We start from the raw sequence: 17,589 nt of genomic DNA on the forward strand, positions 1-17,589 counted from the left end.
ACCTACTTGTTGATGATGGTCTGGTCGATGTGCAAACCGGGCCCCACAGCTCTGACATGAACGCCCGTGGGAATGATGTCGTCAGGACGTGCGTAGACAGGTGAGGCCGAGTACTCGACATCACCACGTTTACTGACAGTCTCGTAGATTCGCTCTTCCAGCTTTTCCATCACTTCGTTGTTGGCCTTGTCATACATGATCACGATGTTGGTCTCCGCCCGGCCGTCGCCTCCGAGCGACCGCGCCAGTAGGTGCCCGCGCGTGTGCCCGGCCGTGTCGCCGATCCAGCCCGGCGGCTTCACCCGTCTGGACGCCTTGGTCCCGGTGTCCAGCATGTCCCGGCTGATATGCGTTTCCACGCCGGTCGCCCGCCCCATGCTGTCAGGTGGCTTGCAGTACGAGGGAATCGGCTTCTGAGGCGTCCTTCCGCCCCCGCCTCCACCGTGCTGAGCGCTCCGCATCAACGGGCGCCCGGTAGGCCCGACAGACTCCATGCCGGCCATCGACAGACGCGGACCGCCGAGGTTGGGCAGCGTCAGTTCGAAGTCCCGCAGGCCGTTCAGCTTCATGCCACCAAGAACGTTCTTGATGCCACCGGCGTCGCGCACCGCCCTGACACCTCGGGCGGCTCCTCCGAATGCGCCGCCCATCAGCAGGCCGGAGGCGCCGGCGTCCCGGATTTCGGCGAGGTTGACGCCCTTCTGTTCGCCGAGCAGGTTGCGGCCGCCCTGCGCCACCACCACGTCCACCGTGATCGCCTCGACGCCGCCGATGGCTGCGGTGGCCAGGACGGTTCCCGCGATCTCGGTCACGGTGGCAGACACCGCGACCCCAGCAGTACTGGCCGCGGCGACGATCGCCTCGGTGGCGCCTGCTGCCGCCAGCTCGCTGATGCCGCCGGTGAACAGGGCCAGCGCCGTCCCGGCGACCAGCACCGCCCCCGCGATCTCCAGCGCGTGCTCGATTTTCTTCTTCGCCTCGGCGATCTCGTCGGCGAACTTGTCCAGGGCCTTGGCCATGTCCTGCGCCGCGGACGCGACATCGTCCAGGTAGCCCTTGCCGCCGCCGTGGTACTTGCGCCAGAACTCGCCGAACGCCTCGATGCCCGGACCCTTGTTGTTGTCGATGACGTCCTGGGCGGGCTTGTGCGCCGCGGCGGTGACGTCCTTGACCTCATCGGCGAACGTCCGCCACGTACGGGCGGCCTCGCGCAGCTCGTCCTCGTCACCTTCCGGCCACCACATGCCGGTCAGGTCCTGGACGATCTCCTTGGCCTTGTCGGCGGCGCTCACTTTCCACCGCCCTTGCCGAAGCTGGAAGAGGAGGAGCGGTCTGCTTCCTCGTGGTTGTCCGCCATGTCCTTCATGGCCTTGGAGATACTTTCCAGTCCCTTGACCAAGGCTTGGACGGCTTTTTCTATTTGCTCGCGGTGCGGGGCATACATGTGCTGGAACTTCTGGCCTTGCTCGTCGTTCCCCCACGGCGAACCGAGCCCGTCCAGCGAGCCCTTAAGTCTCGCCGTCGCCTTCGCCAGCGCGTCCGCCTCCCGGTGGAAACGCGGCGCAGCGGACTTGAGCTGGTCCGTATCTACGTCAAAGCCGTCACCGGCCATAGGACCCCCCCAGAAACTGTGCTTTCGCGTGTACCCACAACCTATCGCGAGCCACTGACAACGCTTCCGTCGCTGTCCCGGCTAGTGCTGTTCGCAATTCAAATAAGCAGCGCGCGGGCGGGAGGCTGGGCTTCTTCAACACACCGAGCGGGCTGTCTGTCTTCATGGCGAGGAGGTGGGATCCCATGGCGGCGGTCCAGTTCCTCATGGCACTGCGCACCGAGGGCTGCCGGGTGCGGGAGTACCGCAGCTGGCGGACCCACCACCGCAACCGCCAGGGGCCCTGGGAGGGCGTGCACGGCGTGATGCTCCATCACACTGCGTCGTTCCGGTTCCACGGCCTCCGTGAACTGTGTTACGAAAGCCGCCCCGGCCTGCCTGGCCCGCTGTGTCACGGCGTGGGCACGATGGGATGATCTACGTGGTGGGCTTCGGATGTCATTCCTGCGGGTCTGGGGGATCCTCTGGTCCTGCAAGCGGTGATCGAAGAACGGTCTCCGCTCCCGGCCGGCAGGCCACCAAGGACGGCAACGCCCGCTTCTACGGCCTGGAACTGGTGAACCGCGGTACCGGCACGGACCCGTGGCCCGAGGTGCAGCTCGACGCGGCCGTGCGGTGGGCTGCTGCTCTTTGCCGCCTCCACGGCTGGACGGAGCGATCCGTGATCGGGCGCAGGGAATGGTGGCACGGGAAGATCGAACCAGGACATCGAACCAGGACATCGAACCAGGACTTCTCAGACACCCTCTAGAGGCAATGCCGTTGCGTTATCGGTAGGCGTACTGTGCTGGCACGGTGTCGGGGGTGGTGCCGGTGGCCGAGAGTGTGCCCGAGCTGACGGGTCTTGGGGTGTTGACCTGGTTGTATCCGCCGGGTCTGGTGGACCGGGTGGTCGCGGCGTGCGGACGGTCCGAACAGCGCAGGCGGTTGTTGCCGGCCCGGCTGACGGTGTACTTCATGCTCGGTCTGGCGTTGTTCTCGCCGGCCTCGTATCTGGAGGTGCTGCGGCATCTGGTGGAAGGGCTGCGCGGGGCGGGGCTGTGGGGCGACTGGCGTCTGCCGGCGAAGTCGTCACTGTTTCGGGCGCGGGACCGGTTGGGGCCGGAGCCGTTGCGGGTGCTGTTCGCCGCCACCGCCCGGCCGCTGGCCGGGCAGGGGGTGCCCGGGGCCTTCTGGCGCGGGCTGCGGCTGCTCGCGGTGGACGGGACCTGCTGGGATGCGGCCGACACACCGGCCAACGAGCAGGAGTTCGGCCGTCCGGGCAACACCCGTCCCGGCAACAAGGCCGCGTTCCCGCAGGTGAGGATGGCCGCTCTGGTCGAGGTCGGCACCCATGCGGTCCTGGACGCGGAGGTGGCCGGCTGCCGCACCGGCGAGGTCACCTTGGCCGCCCGCCTGGTCCGCTCGTGCGGGCCGGGCCAGCTGGTCCTGGCCGACCGGGAGTTCCTCGGTGTGCCCTTATGGCAGGCGTTCACCGCCACCGGCTGCCATCTGCTGTGGCGGGTGCCGGCCAACCGGGTGCTGCCGGTGCAGCAGCACCTGCCGGACGGCTCCTGGCTCTCCGCGATCCATGCACAGACCGACGGCAAGAAGAACCATCCCGTGCGAGTGCGGGTGATCGCCTACCGGCTCCAGGGGGTGCCTGGCGCCGATCCGGACGGATACCGGCTGGTCACCGACCTGCTGGACGCCGGGCGGTATCCGGCTCGCGAGCTGGCGGGACTCTACCGGGAACGCTGGGAGATCGAGTCCGTCCTCGGTGAGATCAAGACTCACCAGCGCGGTGCCGGGGTGGTGCTGGCGAGCAGGACCCCCGACGGAGTACGCCAGCAGATCTGGGCCCATCTGCTGGTCCACCATGCGCTGCGGGAACTGATGACCAGAACTGCCGCCGCCCGCGGCATCGATCCCGACCGTATCTCCTTCACCGACACCCTGCGGGCCGCCCGGCGCAGCGTCACCACCACGCCGGGCGTCTTTTCCCCCTGAACTGCTTGTCGCCGCCCTCGCACGGCTCCGGGACGACCTTCTTGCCCGATTGCTGCCACCCCGACGAATCCGCAGCCAGCCCCGTGTCGTCAAACGCAAGATGTCCAACTATCGACTCAAGCGAGCCGAACACCGCACCTGGCCCCAGCCCGCCAGCAACCCCGCCGAAGCCATCGTCATCCGCGCACCATGAATCCTGCACCGATAACGCAACGGCATTGCCTCTAGAGGTGCTGATTGTCGAGATTCGGCCCGTGGAGGAACTCCTTCACGACACCGCCCAGGACGTCCAGTTTCCCGGCGTAGTGCGCCCAGGTGTCGGGCGGAGTGGCGAACTCGATGCGGTTCGGGAGGACATGTTGGATCCAGCGCCTGGCGCCGCTGCCCCGAGGCGCCCCGCGGAAGGTGAACATCGCGTTGCCGTCGGCACCGAAGCCGTCATTCAGCTGGATGATCATGGCGCGGTCCACGTCCGGGTGCGCCGCCCGGAGTTCGGCGAGCGCGGCGACCAGGTCGTCCGGTCCCGTACCCTTCGACGCCGCGTGGCACGGGCACACCGGCGGACTTGAACAAGGCGCGTGCGCCGCTCTTGGTCCCCAGGTGCGCCAGGTCCGGTTCGCACGCGTACAGCGGCACGCCGAGCCGTACGGCCAGTGACCGCTCGTGCCGCGAACCGTTGAAGGCGAGCAGGCAGGCGTCCTCCGGCTCGCGCACCAAGCCGCTGATGTGCGCCAGCAGGCCGGGGCGCCGGAGAACCTTCTGGGTGAGCTGGGCGGGGCGGTCGTCCCCGCAGTCCAGGAGGACGAGTCGGCGCCGGGCGTCCGGGACGGACAGTGAACGATCCAGCCCGAGAGCGTAGGCGACCAGCGGTTCGGGCAGCGGCAGGCTGGTGACGTACACGAGACGACGGCGCGGGTCGCGGAGCAGGTGCAGGAAGGCGAGCAGGCGTTCCTCGTAGTGGAGGCCCCCGGGGGCCTTGTCCATCCCGGCTTGGTCGAGGATGAAGCTCGGCACGACCACGACGACCCCGGGCGGCCCGTCGCCCGCACGTACCCCGTCGCTCCCGAACGGTCCGCGCAGCCGCTTTCGCAGTTCCCGGAACGCGGCCGCCTCGCCCGCCGACCCGTGCCGTCGTCCGCCGTACCCAGTGCCACGTTGGCACCCCCCAGCCATCTCGACGCCCTGACCTTGCGCGCCGGCATGGCAAGCAGCCGATGGCACGGGGCTCTCCGGCGCGGTCGGTCCTGGCCGCCCGTATCCGCTATTCCGTACGCCGCCGGCCCGGCCCGGACCGCAGGTCCCTGCCGCGCCGGTGCAGGTCCTCCAGGGCGTTCAGCAGGATCGTGTGCTGGTGCCACTCCAGCCATCGGCCCGCCTGGGCCGCCATCCCGTCCAGCGCGGTGGCCTGTACCCGTGTGAGGTCCCGTCCCGGCTGGGGGAGGTGGAGGGAGAAGACCCCGACGGTTCGGCCCGCGGACGAGAGCATCGGCAGGCTGTGTGCGGTGCGGCTGCCGACCGCGAGGATCATCTCGCGGGCCGGTTCGCTGATCGCCGGATCGGTGGCGACGTCCGAGACGACGCGGGCCCGGCGCCGGGCGGCGAGCGAGCAGGACGTGCCCTCCTCGACCACGGCGAAGAAGTCGAGGAACTCCTCGCTGAGCCCGCGATGGTGCGCCATCTGGAGACCGACGGCGGACTCCACCACCTGCAGATCACCCATGGGCGCCTCGGTGAACGCCAGCGCCTGGTGCAGCACCCGCTTCAGGACGGTGCTGCGGTTGACCTTGTCCGGGCGGTGACCGGGCAGGAACTTCAGCGGGGGAGGCGTCCGGCCGGACCGGCCGGGGAACCACAGGCCCCGCTCGTCGTCGGGGCGGGGGACGGAGACCACGGCGGACGCGAGGTTGCGCAGTTTCAGGTTGTGCTGCTGCGAACAGCGCTTCATCAGCTCGAACGCGGCGTCCGCGTCCGGCAGCCGGTAGCGCTCCTGGAGCATCCCCTGCGCCTGGGAGATCAGCGGATGCGCGCGCAGTTTGCCCCGCAGGTCCCGTACTTCCCGGCGGAGCCGGTCGATCTCCGACGACTCGGGCATCCGCGTCCCGTCGGCGTCCGCCGGTACGGCGGCCGGGTCGGGGCCGTGCGCCGCTGAGGGTGGGTCCACTGGCTCGTGCATGTCGATACTCTCCCTGATAGGGCCGTTCCCAGGGCGCCGCGAGCAGTCAGCGGTCGGCTGCTCGGGCGGCACCTCGACCTCTGCGAACCTAACCCATCCACCAGGAACGCCCCGAAGGAAGTAGACATTTCGGGCGGCTTGTGGCAAGGGTCACTCAGTGTGCGACGGGCGTCAGTCGACCAGTTCGCCGGACGCCATCAGCCGCGTCAGCTCGGTCCGGGAACGGACGCCCAGTTTCCGGTAAACGCGCGTGAGGTGCGCCTCGACCGTTTTGCGGGAGACGAAGAGCGAGACCGCCGCCTCGGTGTTGTTCAGGCCGCGGGCCACCGCGCGGGCCACCTGGAACTCCTGCGGCGTGAGCAGCTCCCACACGCCGTCCGGCGCGGCCGGCGCCGTCGGCGGAGCGCCGGTGGCCGCCAGTTCACCGGCGGCCCGGCGCGCCCACGGCACCGCGCCCAGGCTCTCGAAGCGCGCCAGCGCCGAGGCGAGCGGGGCCCGGGCGGCGGCGGGGTGGCGGTAGCGGCGCAGCAGTTCCGCCTCGCACAGCAGCGTACGGGCCTGCTCGAACGGCTCCCGGGTACGCTCGTGCGCCGCGAGCGCGGCGGCGAACGCGGCCCGCGCGGCCTCGTACGACGCGGCCAGCAGGCCCCGGCAGCGGGCGGCTGCGGCCTCCGCGGCCGCGAGCCCGGTGGCCCGTGCCCGCTCCTCCAGCCAGTCCGCGACCTCCCCGGCGCGGGCGGTGTCGCCCGTCCGCAGCTGCGCCTCGACGAGATCGGCCGCGCACGGCACGACCAGCGGATTGCCCACCCCCTGCGCGGTGACCAGCGCGAAGCTCTGCTCCAGCTGGTCGGCGGCGGCGCAGTGGTCACCCTGGGCGAGCGCGGCCAGCCCCAGCGCGGCGGTCAGATGCCTCTCCAGGCAGCCGATGCCGTACCCGCCGACCTCCCGCCGGGCCCGGCCGACCTGCTCCTCGCACCGCACCCGGTCGCCGCGCAGCGCGTCCAGCCGGGCCAGACAGGCCAGGCTGTAGCCGACGCAGGAGATCTGGCCCAGCTCCTCCGACCAGTGCAGGGCCTCGGTGGCGTCGCCGTACCCGGCGTTCCAGTGGCCGACCCGGGCCTCCAGATCGCTGCGTACGGCCAGGGTGAACGGCAGCACGCCGGGCGCGCTGTGCCGGCGGGCCGACTCCACGGCGGAGTTGAGCAGCCGACGGCTGCGGTCCCGGTCCTCGACCCAGTTCCACGCCTGCCCGGCCAGCGCGTACAGCTGCTGGTTGCGTACGGGGTCGCCGGTGCAGTGCCCGTCGGCGGCGCCCAGCATGGCGACGCCCCGGCCGATCTGCCCGGAGACCGCCAGCGCCGATCCGAGCAGGGCCATGCTCAGCCAGCGGTCCGGACCCGACTCGGAGGCCAGGCGGAACGAATCCTCGGCGGTCCGCACGGCGGCGGCCACCCGGCCGTCCATGCTGGCGGGCACCACCGCCTCGGCGAGCAGGACGCACGCCCGTACGGCATCGGTGCGGCGGATGGTGCGCGCGGCTTCGGCGAGGAGTTCGTAGGCGCGCGCGGGCTCGCCGTTCCACGTGTGGATACGCCCCAGCAGCAGCTCGATGTCGGCGCGCACGAAGGGCTCCGTCGTCGTACGCAGCGCTTCCTCGCACCACTGGGAACTGGACGCCGAGCCGCCCAGAAAGGCGTCGGACGCGGCGCGGTGCAGCAGGTCCGCGCGTGCCACCCGGTCCTCGGTCAGCTCTGCGGCCCGCCGCCAGGCCAGCGCGGACTCCTCGAACGCGCTGCGTCTGCGGGCCTCTTCCGCCGCCTCCGCCAGGGCGGCGGCGGCCGGTGCGTCGGGACCGGTGGCGGCCGCCGCCCGGTACCACGCGTGCAGCGGGCCGCGGGTGACCTGGGCCAGGGCGCCGAACGCGGCGAGCCGGTGGGCCAGCGGCGCCCGCCCGAGCACCAGCGGGCGCAGGACGGGATGCCGGAAGTCCAGCCCGTCTCCGGCCGCCGTCACCAGGCCGTCCTCCTCGGCCGGGCACAGGGCCGACAGCGACAGGCCGAGCACCCCGAGCGCCTCGCACAGCCCGGCCAGCTCGGTCGACCGGTGCGCGGCCAGTACGGTGAGGGCCTGCCGGGTGGCCTCGGGAAGCGCGTTGATCCGGGCCGACCAGGCACGCTCCAGGTGCCGCCCCAGCGACGGCGGGTTGTGCATCGGCTCCTCGCCGCGCGCCTGTTCCGGGGTGAGGGAGCGGGCGGCCTCCAGCAGGGCCAGCGGATTGCCGCCACTGATCTTCACCAGGTCCGCCTCCACCGCCGGCGCCGTCACCACGCCCGACCGCCGCAGCAGTTGCCCGCACTCGCTCCGCGACAGCCCGGTGACCTCGACGGACGGCAGGCTGTGCGGCGCGCCCGGCTCGCCGGGCTCCTCGCGCGAGGTGAACGCGAGCGCCACCCGCTCGCCCGCCACCCGCCGCGCGACGAACAGCAGCACCCGCTGGGAGGACGGGTCGACCCACTGCAGATCGTCCACGAGCACCGCCACCGGCTTCTTCTCGCCGAGCGCGGCCAGCACGTTCAGCGCGCCCATGCAGGCCGCGTACGGATTGGCCAGCGGCTCCCCCGACAGGGCGAGGCACGATTCCAGCGCCGCGCGCTGCACCCCGGGGAGTTCCCTGAATTCTGCACCAAACGGGAGCAACAGGTCGGCCAGCGCCGCGAACGGCAGGACCGTCTCCGACTCGATGCCCCGCGCCCACAGGGCGGCTTCCCCGGCCTGCTCGGCGGCGTACTCCAGCAGCGCCGTCTTGCCCACCCCGGGCTCACCCCACAGCAGCAGCGCCGCACCCCCGTCCGCCCCGGCGGCCAGGAGATCGTCGATCAGACGGCGTTCGCGCCCGCGGCCCACCAGGCCCGGCCCCGCCGGGCGGGAGAGCCGGGACCAGCCGGAAGTCCGTCGCCTGCCGTCCATGTCGCCCCCCGGGCGCTCGCAGGTGCCCTGTGCGGCCCGTACTCCGGCGCCGGGACCATCATGCCTTCCCGGGAAGCGCCCCTGAAGGGCCTCGCACATTCTGCGGACACATGTGGGGACCTCCCCGAAGCGCGCGCGCCGCACGAGGAGTTGAGTGGCAGCACGCGCGGACACGGAGAACACGGGGGGCGCGTCATGACAGGCTCCGCAGGGCCCGTTCCTCGGCTGGACGCGGTCGAGATCAAGGCCACGTTCTCCGGCGCGCGGGCGGAGGTGGCCGCCAAGGCTCTGGCACCGGACGACGGGGGCGTCTGGTGCCAGGTCTTCTTCTGCGAAGGTCCCCGCCACCGCCATCCGGGCGAACTGCCGCTGCTGGAGGCCGGCGTGATCCTGCGCCTGCGCTCCCGCCAGGGGAAGAAGGGCGACACCACGGCCAAACTCCGGCCCTGCCGCCGGGCCCGTGTCCCCGCCCACTGGCTGGACTTCCACCGGCACGGCGACGACGAACTCCGCCTGGAGAGCGACTGGGCGGGCGAGCGCCAGGTCCTCGCGGCCTCCCTCACCCGGACCCGGGACCGCCAGGACGTCGACGCGGTGACCTCCGGGCACCGCCCGCTGCACACCGCCTTCTCCGCCGCCCAGGAACGCTTCCTCGCCGACTGCGCCGACCTCGCCGTCGACTTCCAAGAGCTGACCGTGTACGGGCCGGTGCGCGCCCAGCGCTGGCGCGACGTCCGCCGCCGGCACCACGAACTGACCGTCGAACGCTGGTCGGTGGCCCCGCGCACCGGACCGCCGCTGGACTGGCTGGAAGTCTCCGAGCGGGTGGAGCCCGAGGGCTCCGAGGTCGTCCGGGCGTCGCTGCTGGCCCTGCTCCGGCAGCTGGGGCTGGAGCCGGACCTCGAACAGGAGAGCAAGACCCGGCGCGTCCTGGAGGCGCTGACCAGAGACGCGTGACGGCACGCGGGGGAGGGGGCAGCATGGAGGGACTGCCGTTCCACCTGGACGTGTTCGAGGTCCGGGACGAGTGGGTGATCATGTGTACGTCACCGCTCGGCCGGGCCGGCGCCAAGGTGCGCGCGCCGTACGCGCCCGACGCCCTGCCGCTGCTGCTCTCCGAGATCAGAATGGCCCTGTTCCGGTCGGCCGGTACGGTCGTCACCCGCCGCGCCTCCCTGGTGGAGCAGAGCGTCCGGGACTTCGGTGAACGGCTCTCCGACACCGTGCTGTCCGGTGACATCCGGCTGCTCTTCGACCGCTGCCGCGAACAGGCCCGGCAGCAGGGCGAACCGCTGCGCGTCGTACTGGGCCTGGAGGGCCCGCAGGTCTGCGCCATCCCCTGGGAGTTCGCGGTCGACCCGTACGCGCGGGACAGCTACCTGGCCCTGCGGATGCCGGTCGTCCGCTCCCCGCAGCTCATGGGGGCCCCGGCGCCGCTGCGCATGACGCCACCGCTGCGCGTCCTCGGGGTGCTCTCCCGGCCCACGGACCTGCCCACCCTCCAGAGCGAGCGGGAACGCGACGAGATCACCCAGGCGCTGCGGCGGCTGAGCCCCGACGTCGCCGTCGACTGGCTGCACGGCGACAGCTGGCACGAACTGGCCGAAGCGGTCCGCACCCGCGCCCCGCACGTCCTGCACTTCGTCGGCCACGGCGGCTTCGACCCCGAGGCCGGGTCCGGGTACCTGGAGCTGTCCGCCGAGGACGGCACCGCGATGCACGTCTCCGGTACGGACCTGGGCCGCCTGGTGCACGACAGCCCGCAGCTGCGGCTGGTCGTCCTGAACGCCTGCGAGTCGGCGGCCGGCGGCGCCGAGGGCGTCTTCAGCAGCACCGCCGCGAAGATCATGCGGGAGGGGGTGCCCGCGGTGGTGGCGATGCAGTACGAGATCACCGACCCGGCCGCGGTCGCCTTCGCGTCCTCCTTCTACACGGGCACGGCCCGCGGACTGCCGGTCGACCGGGCGATGACGCTGGCACGCGAGAGCGTGAAGATGACGCTGCCCGGCAGCCTGGAGTGGGCCACGCCGGTGCTGTTCCTGCACTCCGACGAGGCGCGACTGTTCGTGGTGCCGGAGGCGGACACGGGGGCAGGGGAAGGGGCAGGGGCGGGTACGGAGGTGGACGCGGACGCGGAAGGGATGGAGACGGGGGAGGCGGGGGAGGCGGGGGAGGCGGGGGAGGCGGGGGAGGCGGGGGAGGGGAGTGGGGGTACGGTCCCGGATCCCGGACCGGCCGCGCAGCCCTCGGCGCCGGCCCCGCCCCCGCCCCCGCCCCCGCCCGCGTACCCGCCGTACCAGCCGGCCCCGGCCGCCCTGCCCACCCGGACACAGCCCTGGACGGCGGGCGTCCGGGAGAAGTTCGCGCGGTATCTCCGCGCCGACCCGGCCACGCCGCCGCACGCCACCCCTGCCGCACCCGTCACGCCCACCCCCACGCCCGCACGCACGCCCCCCGTCTTCCCCCCGGGCCCCGCCGGCCCGCCCCGAGCCCCCGGACTGCTGCCCGGCCTCGGTCCCTGCTCGCACGTCGCCCTGGGCCCGCGCGGCCTGCTCGCCGCCGCCTGTGCCGACGGCTCGCTGCGGGTCTTCCGGCTGGAGCCGCCGGAACTGCTGGCGGAGTGCGCCTTCGGCCGGCACGGGCCCGCCCTGCGCCTGGCGTGGAGCCCCTGGCCGCGCGCCCTGGCGACACTGCACGAAAGCGGTACCACCGTCGTCTGGGACATCGAGACGGAGGTGCCCGTACGGACCCTGCCGGGGCACGCCGGGCAGACCACCGCGCTGGCCTTCAGCGGCGACGGCCGCTGGCTGGCCACGGGCGGCGGCGACCGGATCCAGGTGTACGACGCCGACGGCCGTACGGTGCGCAGTCTGGTGGCCGCTCCGGGGCCCCTGGTGCCCTGCCTGGCCTTCGCGCCCGGCGACCGGAGCCTGCTGGCGGGCACCGGCGACGGCGTCGTGCGCCGGCTCGACGTGCACGGGCGGACCACCGCGCAGTGGCCGCACCCGCAGCCGGTCTGCGCCTTCGCCGGGTGCGCCGACCGGCTCGTCACCGGCAGCCCCGACGGCCGGGTCCGCGCGTGGTCCTGGAACGGGCGGCTGCTGCACCGCGTCCACCAGGGCGGCGCCGTACGGCAGTTGGCGTTCGCGGCGGACGGCACGGTGCTCGCCGCGGTGAGTGACGACGGCGTCCTGGTCCGCTGGGACCGCGACGGCGCTCCGCTGGACCGAACCGAGCAGATCGGGCACCCGGTCGGCGTCGCCTTCACCGGCGAGGACGGCACAGTACTGACCGCGGCCGACGACGGCCTCGTACAGCTGCATCCGCACACCGTCGCCCCCTCGGGGCCGGACACCGGAAAAACCCCATGACCGAGACCGGAGGCTTCAACGACCGGAACCATTGGTACCACTGGACAAGGAGGCCGTCATGGCCTATCCGCAAGGCCCGCCCGGTGAGGACTGGGGTGACAACACCCCCTGGACCAAACAGTCCCAGCCACCGCCCACCGGACCCCCGCAACCGTCCCAGCAGCCGCCCCAGTACCAGCCGCCCCAGTACCAGCCGCCCCAGTACCAGCCGCCCCAGTACCAGCCGCCCCAGTACCAGCAGTCGCAGTACCAGCCACCGCAGTACGGCCCCGGGTACCAGCAGTACGCCAGGCCGCCCCAGAACTACCTGATCCCGGCGATCCTGGTGACGCTCTTCTGCTTCCTGCCCACCGGCATCGCCGCCATCGTCTTCGCCACCCAGGTCAACGCCAAGGCCGGCACCGGTGACTGGGCCGGTGCCGAGGCGGCGTCGAAGAAGGCGAAGCTGTGGACGTTCATCAGCCTCGGAATCGGCCTCGTCGGCGGCCTCCTCGTCATCCTCGCCAACGCCGCGGGCGGCGGCTACTGAACGGGCCCGCGCCGCACCGCGCCCGGCGCCGGACGCTCGAAGCCTGGTCCGGCGCCGTGCTGTTCGCCGCCCTGACGGCGCTCGTGGCGTTCCGCGACCCCGAGGCACCGGGTCACTACCCCAGCTGTCCGTTCCGCTCCGCGACCGGCCTCCTCTGCCCCGGCTGCGGCACCTTACGGGCGCTGCGCGACCTCACCCAGGGGGACGTGGCCGCCGCCCTGGCCCACAACGCGCTCTTCGTCACCGCCTTGCCCCTGGCCCTGTTCTCCTGGCTGCGCGCGGTCCGGGGCCGGCCGCCCGTGCTGACGTCGGTGTGGGCGGGCGTGACCGCCGTGGCCGTCCTGCTCCTCTGGGGCGTGCTGCGCAACTGCGTATGACCCGCGCGGGCTGCCCGGGGAGCGGGGGTACCCCTTCGTGGGGCAGACAGCGGCAGACAGGTGATATCCCGCGCGCCTGGTGAGACCACTCGGGAGATGCGGGCAGCTTCGTGGTGTCCGGACCACCAGCGAGGTGCAGGAGTTCCATGACGACGACGGCCGACGACGCGGCGAGAGAGAAGAGCCCGCTTCCGGTGGGGGAGGCGGGCATCAGTTTCGCGCGCCCCCCGTCCGACGGGACGGAGGAAGCGGCCCGGCGCGCGGTGCTGCGGGCCACGGATCACCTGCTGGCCCGGCAGCACACCGGGGGCTGGTGGGAGGAGAACTTCAGCACGGACGTGAGCTATGACGCCCACGACCTGTTCCTCCGGCACCTGCTGGGCGTCCTGGACGAGCGGGTGGCCGCCGCGAGCGGCCGGTGGATCCGGTCGCAGCAGAGCGCGGACGGCTCCTGGCCGCTCGTCTTCGACGGCGCCGGCCACCTCGGGACCACCGTGCAGGCGTACGTGGCGCTCCGGCTCGCCGGGCACCGTCCGGACGAGGAGCACATGCTCCGGAGCGCGGCACGGGTACGCGAGCGGGGCGGCGTCGCGGCCGCCCCGCTGGAGGCCCGTATGTGGCTCGCCATGCTGGGCCTGTGGAGCTGGGAGGACCTGCCCGAGGTCCCGCCGGAGATCATCGCCGTGCCCAAGTGGGCGCCGTTGAACATCTATTCCTTCGGTTTCGTGATGCGCCAGGCGCTCGTCTCCCTCAGCATCATCAGCGCGCACCGGTTCGTACGACCGGTCCCCTTCGGCATCGACGAGCTCTTCGCCACGTCCGACGGCACCGACCCCGCGCGCCGTACGGCGGCCCCGGTCATCAGTTGGGAGGGCGTCTTCCGGCGCGCGAACACCGCGTTGCGCGCGTACCGCAGAGTCACGCCCCGCCCGGTGCGCAGGACCGCGGCGAACGCGGGGGCCCGCTGGCTTGTCGAACGACAGGAGGCGGACGGCAGCTTCGGGGCGTGCACCCCCATCACCACCTGGGTGGTCATCGCCCTGCACCTGCAGGGGTACTCCACGGATCACCCGGTGCTCAAGGCCGCCTTCGGCTTCCTGGACGACTGCGCGTCCTGGCCCGCGGACGGCGTGCGGCAACTGCAGACCGTGCACGGTCCGGTCTGGGACACCTGCCTGTCGATCACGGCACTGCGCGACGCCGGCCTGCCCGCCGGTCACCCCGCGCTCGTCGAGGCCGCGGACTGGCTGCTCCTCCGGCAGACCGACCGGCCCGGCGACTGGGCCGTACGGCGGCCTCACCTGGCTCCCGGGGGGTGGTCCTTCCAGTTCCACAACCAGAACTATCCCGACCTCGACGACACCTCCGAGGTGGTCCTCGCGCTGCTCCGCGTCGATCACCCCGAACCGGCACGCGTCGACGGCGCCGTGCGCAGGGCGGTGCGGTGGTGCCTGGGCATGCAGAGCGCGAACGGGGGGTGGGGGGCCTTCGACGCCGACAACACCAGTTCCCTGCCCAGCAAGCTTCCCTTCTTCGACTTCGGCGAGTACTGCGCCGACCAGCCGACCGCCGATGTCACGGCCCACGTGGTGGAGATGCTGGCGGCCCTCGGCATGGAGCGGGACCCCGCCACCCGGCGCGCGGTGCGCCGGCTGCTCGGGCAGCAGGAGGCCAGCGGCGCGTGGTCCGGGCGCTGGGGCGTCAACCACGTCTTCGGCACCGGCAGCGTCCTGCAGGCCCTCGCCGCCGCCGGGACGCCCGGGGACCATCCCGCCGTCCGGCGTGCGGTCGCCTGGCTGACGTCGGTGCAGAACGAGGACGGCGGGTGGGGCGAGGACTGGGAGTCGTACGCCGATCCGGAGCGTCTAGGCCATGGCTCCTCGACCCCGTCGCAGACCGCCTGGGCGCTGCTCGGACTGCTCGCCGCGGGGGAACACGACAGCGACGCGGCGCGCGCCGGGGTGCGCCACCTGACCGACCGGCAGACGGACGCCGGGACCTGGGAGGAACCGCAGTTCACCGGTGTACTCGTCCCCCGGGCCGTGGCCTGCCGCTACGGGTGCTACCGGCATGTCTTCCCCCTCATGGCCCTGGCCCGTTACGCCCACCGGCCTGGCCCGGAGGACACCCCCTAACGGGACCGCCGCAGGGAGGCCCGCACGGCCGCCTCCGGCGGACCGGCCGCGGTCACCGGTGCGGGAACCCCGGTGGCCGCGGCGCCCACCGCGCAGTGGGAGCGCGTGCGGACGTGGAAGACGAGCAGGGCCGCGGCGCTGGTCGCGGCGGCCCAGGCGAGCGAGAGCAGGCTGTGCGACCAGGGGGTGCCGGAGGTGAACGCGGCGGCCAGCGTCAGCTGGTTCGCGCCGTACAGGGGCAGCACTTCGAGACCGGACAGGTCGACCACGGTGAAGACCGGGTTCTGCAGGCCGGTGTCGACCAGGCTGAGCATGATGACGAGGAAGAAGCCCTCCAGCTCGCCCCGGACCAGCGACCCCAGCAGCAGGCCGATGCCGCCGTACGCGAGGCCGGCGCCGAGGAGACCGAGGGCCACCGGGCCCCACTGCCGTACGGGCACGGAGGCGCCCAGCACGGTCACGGTGTACAGGGCCAGGAGAGCGGCGATGATGGCGACGGCGGTGACCTTCGCCAGCAGCATGGGGACGCGGGGGTAGCCGGCCAGCAGCAGCCGGCGGTCCATCTCCCCGGCCTTGAACGTCTCCATGAACGTCACGAAGCCGGTGACCAGGGTGACGGCGGCGAGCGCGTTGACGACCTGGCTGACGTGGCTCGCCTGCGAGACGGCTCGGGTGCCGAGGGAGTCCAGGGAAAAACGTACTTCCCGGTCCGAAGCGCACAGGCGGGCCACGGCGATCCACGCGGGAATGAAGGCGACCGCCAGGAGCAGGGCCATGCGGTTGCGCAGCTGGCCGAGGAGCGTGCAGTGCAGCATCTCGGCGAACGCCGCCGGGTACGGCCTCATCGGGCGGTCTCCTCGGTCTCCAGGCGGCCCTCGCGCAGCTGGCGGACCGCGTCGAAGTGGTGCAGGTCGTGCAGCAGGTGCGAGACCACGACGATCGAGCGGCCCGCGTCGCGCAAACGGGCCGCCAGCGCCCAGAAGCGCTGGTGGGTGTCCCAGTCGAAGCCCTGGTAGGGCTCGTCCAGCACCAGCAGCTGCGGGTCGTGCATCAGGGCGATCAGCAGGTTCAGCTTCTGCCGTGTCCCTCCGCTGAGCTCCCCGGTCCGCCGGCGCCCGCAGCCGGCGAAGCCCAGGACGTCCATCAGCTCGTAGGCCCGCGCCAGGGACGGCAGCCGGTAGGCCACCTGGAACAACCGCAGATGCTGCAGGACGGTGAACGAATCGTTCAGCACGGCCTGCTGCGGGCAGTACCCCACCGCCCCGGCGCGTACCACCGTGCCCCGGTCGGGTGTCAGCTGTCCCACCGCGATGCGCAGCAGCGTGCTCTTGCCCGCGCCGTTCTCGCCGACCACACCGACCAGCGCCCCGGGCGGTACGTCGAGGTCGGCGCCGCGCAGGACCTGCCTGCGACCGTACGCCTTCCAGACGCCCTCGATGCGCAGCCGTGACTGCCGTTGCGTGACCTCTGACGGCACATGGGCCCTTTCGTCAGCGAAGTGTGTAGATGGAGGCGGCGAGGGCGAAGGTGTACCACTGCTCCACCAGGCGGTAACTGCGCTGATCGTGCTCCGGCCCGCGCAGGAGCAGCACCCGGACCGCCAGCAGCAGGCTCAGGCCGCACAGGAAGACGTCGGTGGCGACGGCCCACCAGTGCGGCCCGGCGGGCGCCATCAGGAAGTGGTGGATGAACACGGGGCCGACGGCGAAACCGGCGCACAGGAAGATCCGGGTGGGCAGTTCGCCGAAGACCAGCGGCATGGTGGAGCGGCGGACCGCGCGGTCGCCGTGCAGGTCCCGCAGGTCCTGGACGGACATCAGGAAGGTCACCGTGATCGTCAGCGTCACGATCCAGCGCCAGGCGTCCGGTGTGAGCGCGGTGACGATCTCCCACGCGGCCATCAGCTGGGCGATGACCCCGATCCCGGCGTACAGGTTCCTGCCCAGCCAGTGGCGGCCCCAACCGTACTCGTGCTGGAGCAGGGAGAGGATCTGCCACATCAGCGCCCACTTCAGCACGCCCAGGCAGTAGCCGTACACGGGAAAGGTGATCCGGACGGCGATCAGCCGCAGCCGGGCGCCCCGGACGGTGCTCTCCCCGGTGACCAGCGGCCGGAAGGGTTTGTTGAGGCGGTCCTCCTCGACGCCGACGAGCTGGTTGGCCAGGGTGTGCTCGTAGATGAACAGCCAGAAGTACACCGCCCCCAGGGCCGCGGCGACCGCGGCCTCGCCCAGCGGCAGCCGCGCGTGGACGGTGGCCGCCACGACGAAGCAGGTGGCGGGGAAGACCGTGGTCCAGCGGTCGACGCGGATGAACAGCCAGCTCAGGCGGATCTCCCGCCAGACGGTCTGTGCCACCGTCGTGGAGGCGCTCGTCGTCGGGGTCGTCATGGGGCGGCTCCGTACTGGTCGGGCAGCGGGTCCCGGTCCGCTCGGC

General features: G+C 72.3%; 17 protein-coding genes. 8 read left to right on the forward strand and 9 right to left on the reverse strand.

Features of this window, described 5'->3' with window-relative positions; translation table 11 throughout:
* Positions 1 to 2: 2 nt before the first annotated feature.
* Positions 3 to 1,292, reverse strand: coding sequence for a WXG100-like domain-containing protein (locus OEIGOIKO_RS38515; protein WP_125057932.1), 1,290 nt, complete (start codon positions 1,290 to 1,292; stop codon positions 3 to 5).
* Positions 1,289 to 1,612, reverse strand: coding sequence for a WXG100 family type VII secretion target (locus OEIGOIKO_RS38520; RefSeq protein ID WP_125057933.1), 324 nt, complete (start codon positions 1,610 to 1,612; stop codon positions 1,289 to 1,291). The genes OEIGOIKO_RS38515 and OEIGOIKO_RS38520 overlap by 4 nt, the downstream gene beginning before the upstream one ends.
* Before the next feature lie 185 nt (positions 1,613 to 1,797).
* Between OEIGOIKO_RS38520 and OEIGOIKO_RS43335 the strand changes: the two genes are divergently transcribed.
* The 3 genes from OEIGOIKO_RS43335 to OEIGOIKO_RS38530 all read left to right on the forward strand — a co-directional run bounded on the left by OEIGOIKO_RS43335 (position 1,798) and on the right by OEIGOIKO_RS38530 (position 3,601).
* On the forward strand, positions 1,798 to 2,028 hold the full coding sequence (locus OEIGOIKO_RS43335; protein WP_246177839.1) for a hypothetical protein: 231 nt from the start codon (positions 1,798 to 1,800) through the stop codon (positions 2,026 to 2,028).
* Entirely contained in the window at positions 2,025 to 2,363 is a 339-nt protein-coding gene (locus OEIGOIKO_RS43340; RefSeq protein WP_246177841.1) for a peptidoglycan recognition protein family protein, read from the forward strand. The genes OEIGOIKO_RS43335 and OEIGOIKO_RS43340 overlap by 4 nt, the downstream gene beginning before the upstream one ends.
* A 62-nt stretch (positions 2,364 to 2,425) precedes the next feature.
* Positions 2,426 to 3,601, forward strand: coding sequence for an IS4 family transposase (locus OEIGOIKO_RS38530; RefSeq protein ID WP_246177715.1), 1,176 nt, complete (start codon positions 2,426 to 2,428; stop codon positions 3,599 to 3,601).
* A gap of 224 nt (positions 3,602 to 3,825) precedes the next feature.
* Here OEIGOIKO_RS38530 and OEIGOIKO_RS38540 read toward each other — a convergent pair whose 3' ends face one another.
* The 4 genes from OEIGOIKO_RS38540 to OEIGOIKO_RS43680 all read right to left on the reverse strand — a co-directional run bounded on the left by OEIGOIKO_RS38540 (position 3,826) and on the right by OEIGOIKO_RS43680 (position 8,741).
* Entirely contained in the window at positions 3,826 to 4,059 is a 234-nt protein-coding gene (locus OEIGOIKO_RS38540) for a hypothetical protein (protein ID WP_125057935.1), read from the reverse strand.
* Positions 4,040 to 4,615: a hypothetical protein gene (locus OEIGOIKO_RS38545; protein ID WP_125057936.1), complete on the reverse strand. Its 576-nt coding sequence runs from the start codon at positions 4,613 to 4,615 to the stop codon at positions 4,040 to 4,042. The genes OEIGOIKO_RS38540 and OEIGOIKO_RS38545 overlap by 20 nt, the downstream gene beginning before the upstream one ends.
* A 247-nt stretch (positions 4,616 to 4,862) precedes the next feature.
* Positions 4,863 to 5,774: a GAF and ANTAR domain-containing protein gene (locus OEIGOIKO_RS38550; RefSeq protein ID WP_246177843.1), complete on the reverse strand. Its 912-nt coding sequence runs from the start codon at positions 5,772 to 5,774 to the stop codon at positions 4,863 to 4,865.
* A 171-nt stretch (positions 5,775 to 5,945) separates the two neighbouring features.
* Positions 5,946 to 8,741: a helix-turn-helix transcriptional regulator gene (locus OEIGOIKO_RS43680; protein WP_125057937.1), complete on the reverse strand. Its 2,796-nt coding sequence runs from the start codon at positions 8,739 to 8,741 to the stop codon at positions 5,946 to 5,948.
* A 195-nt stretch (positions 8,742 to 8,936) separates the two neighbouring features.
* On the opposite strand from OEIGOIKO_RS43680, the gene OEIGOIKO_RS38560 reads away from it, so the two are divergent.
* From OEIGOIKO_RS38560 to shc, 5 genes are all read left to right on the forward strand, one after another.
* A complete protein-coding gene (locus OEIGOIKO_RS38560; protein WP_125057938.1) occupies positions 8,937 to 9,698 on the forward strand; it encodes a hypothetical protein in 762 nt (253 codons plus the stop codon).
* A 23-nt stretch (positions 9,699 to 9,721) separates the two neighbouring features.
* Positions 9,722 to 12,112, forward strand: a complete 2,391-nt coding sequence (locus tag OEIGOIKO_RS43685; RefSeq protein WP_125057939.1) for a CHAT domain-containing protein — start codon at positions 9,722 to 9,724, stop codon at positions 12,110 to 12,112.
* A 58-nt stretch (positions 12,113 to 12,170) separates the two neighbouring features.
* Entirely contained in the window at positions 12,171 to 12,641 is a 471-nt protein-coding gene (locus OEIGOIKO_RS38570; RefSeq protein WP_125057940.1) for a CD225/dispanin family protein, read from the forward strand.
* A 56-nt stretch (positions 12,642 to 12,697) separates the two neighbouring features.
* Positions 12,698 to 13,018, forward strand: coding sequence for a DUF2752 domain-containing protein (locus OEIGOIKO_RS38575; RefSeq protein WP_218040035.1), 321 nt, complete (start codon positions 12,698 to 12,700; stop codon positions 13,016 to 13,018).
* Positions 13,019 to 13,164: 146 nt separating this feature from the next.
* The gene (shc, locus tag OEIGOIKO_RS38580) at positions 13,165 to 15,153 is read left to right on the forward strand and encodes a squalene--hopene cyclase (RefSeq protein WP_125057941.1); all 1,989 of its coding nucleotides are present in this window, start codon (positions 13,165 to 13,167) and stop codon (positions 15,151 to 15,153) included.
* Here shc and OEIGOIKO_RS38585 read toward each other — a convergent pair.
* Genes OEIGOIKO_RS38585 through OEIGOIKO_RS38595 form a run of 3 tightly spaced genes read right to left on the reverse strand, consistent with a single transcriptional unit; the run spans position 15,150 to position 17,543 of the window.
* Positions 15,150 to 15,998, reverse strand: a complete 849-nt coding sequence (locus tag OEIGOIKO_RS38585; RefSeq protein WP_125057942.1) for a hypothetical protein — start codon at positions 15,996 to 15,998, stop codon at positions 15,150 to 15,152. The genes shc and OEIGOIKO_RS38585 overlap by 4 nt on opposite strands.
* Positions 15,995 to 16,630, reverse strand: coding sequence for an ABC transporter ATP-binding protein (locus OEIGOIKO_RS38590; RefSeq protein WP_125057943.1), 636 nt, complete (start codon positions 16,628 to 16,630; stop codon positions 15,995 to 15,997). The genes OEIGOIKO_RS38585 and OEIGOIKO_RS38590 overlap by 4 nt, the downstream gene beginning before the upstream one ends.
* A 13-nt stretch (positions 16,631 to 16,643) precedes the next feature.
* Positions 16,644 to 17,543: a UbiA family prenyltransferase gene (locus OEIGOIKO_RS38595; protein WP_125057944.1), complete on the reverse strand. Its 900-nt coding sequence runs from the start codon at positions 17,541 to 17,543 to the stop codon at positions 16,644 to 16,646.
* Positions 17,544 to 17,589: the final 46 nt, after the last annotated feature.

The organism is Streptomyces paromomycinus (genome assembly GCF_003865155.1).
GTDB lineage: Bacteria > Actinomycetota > Actinomycetes > Streptomycetales > Streptomycetaceae > Streptomyces > Streptomyces chrestomyceticus.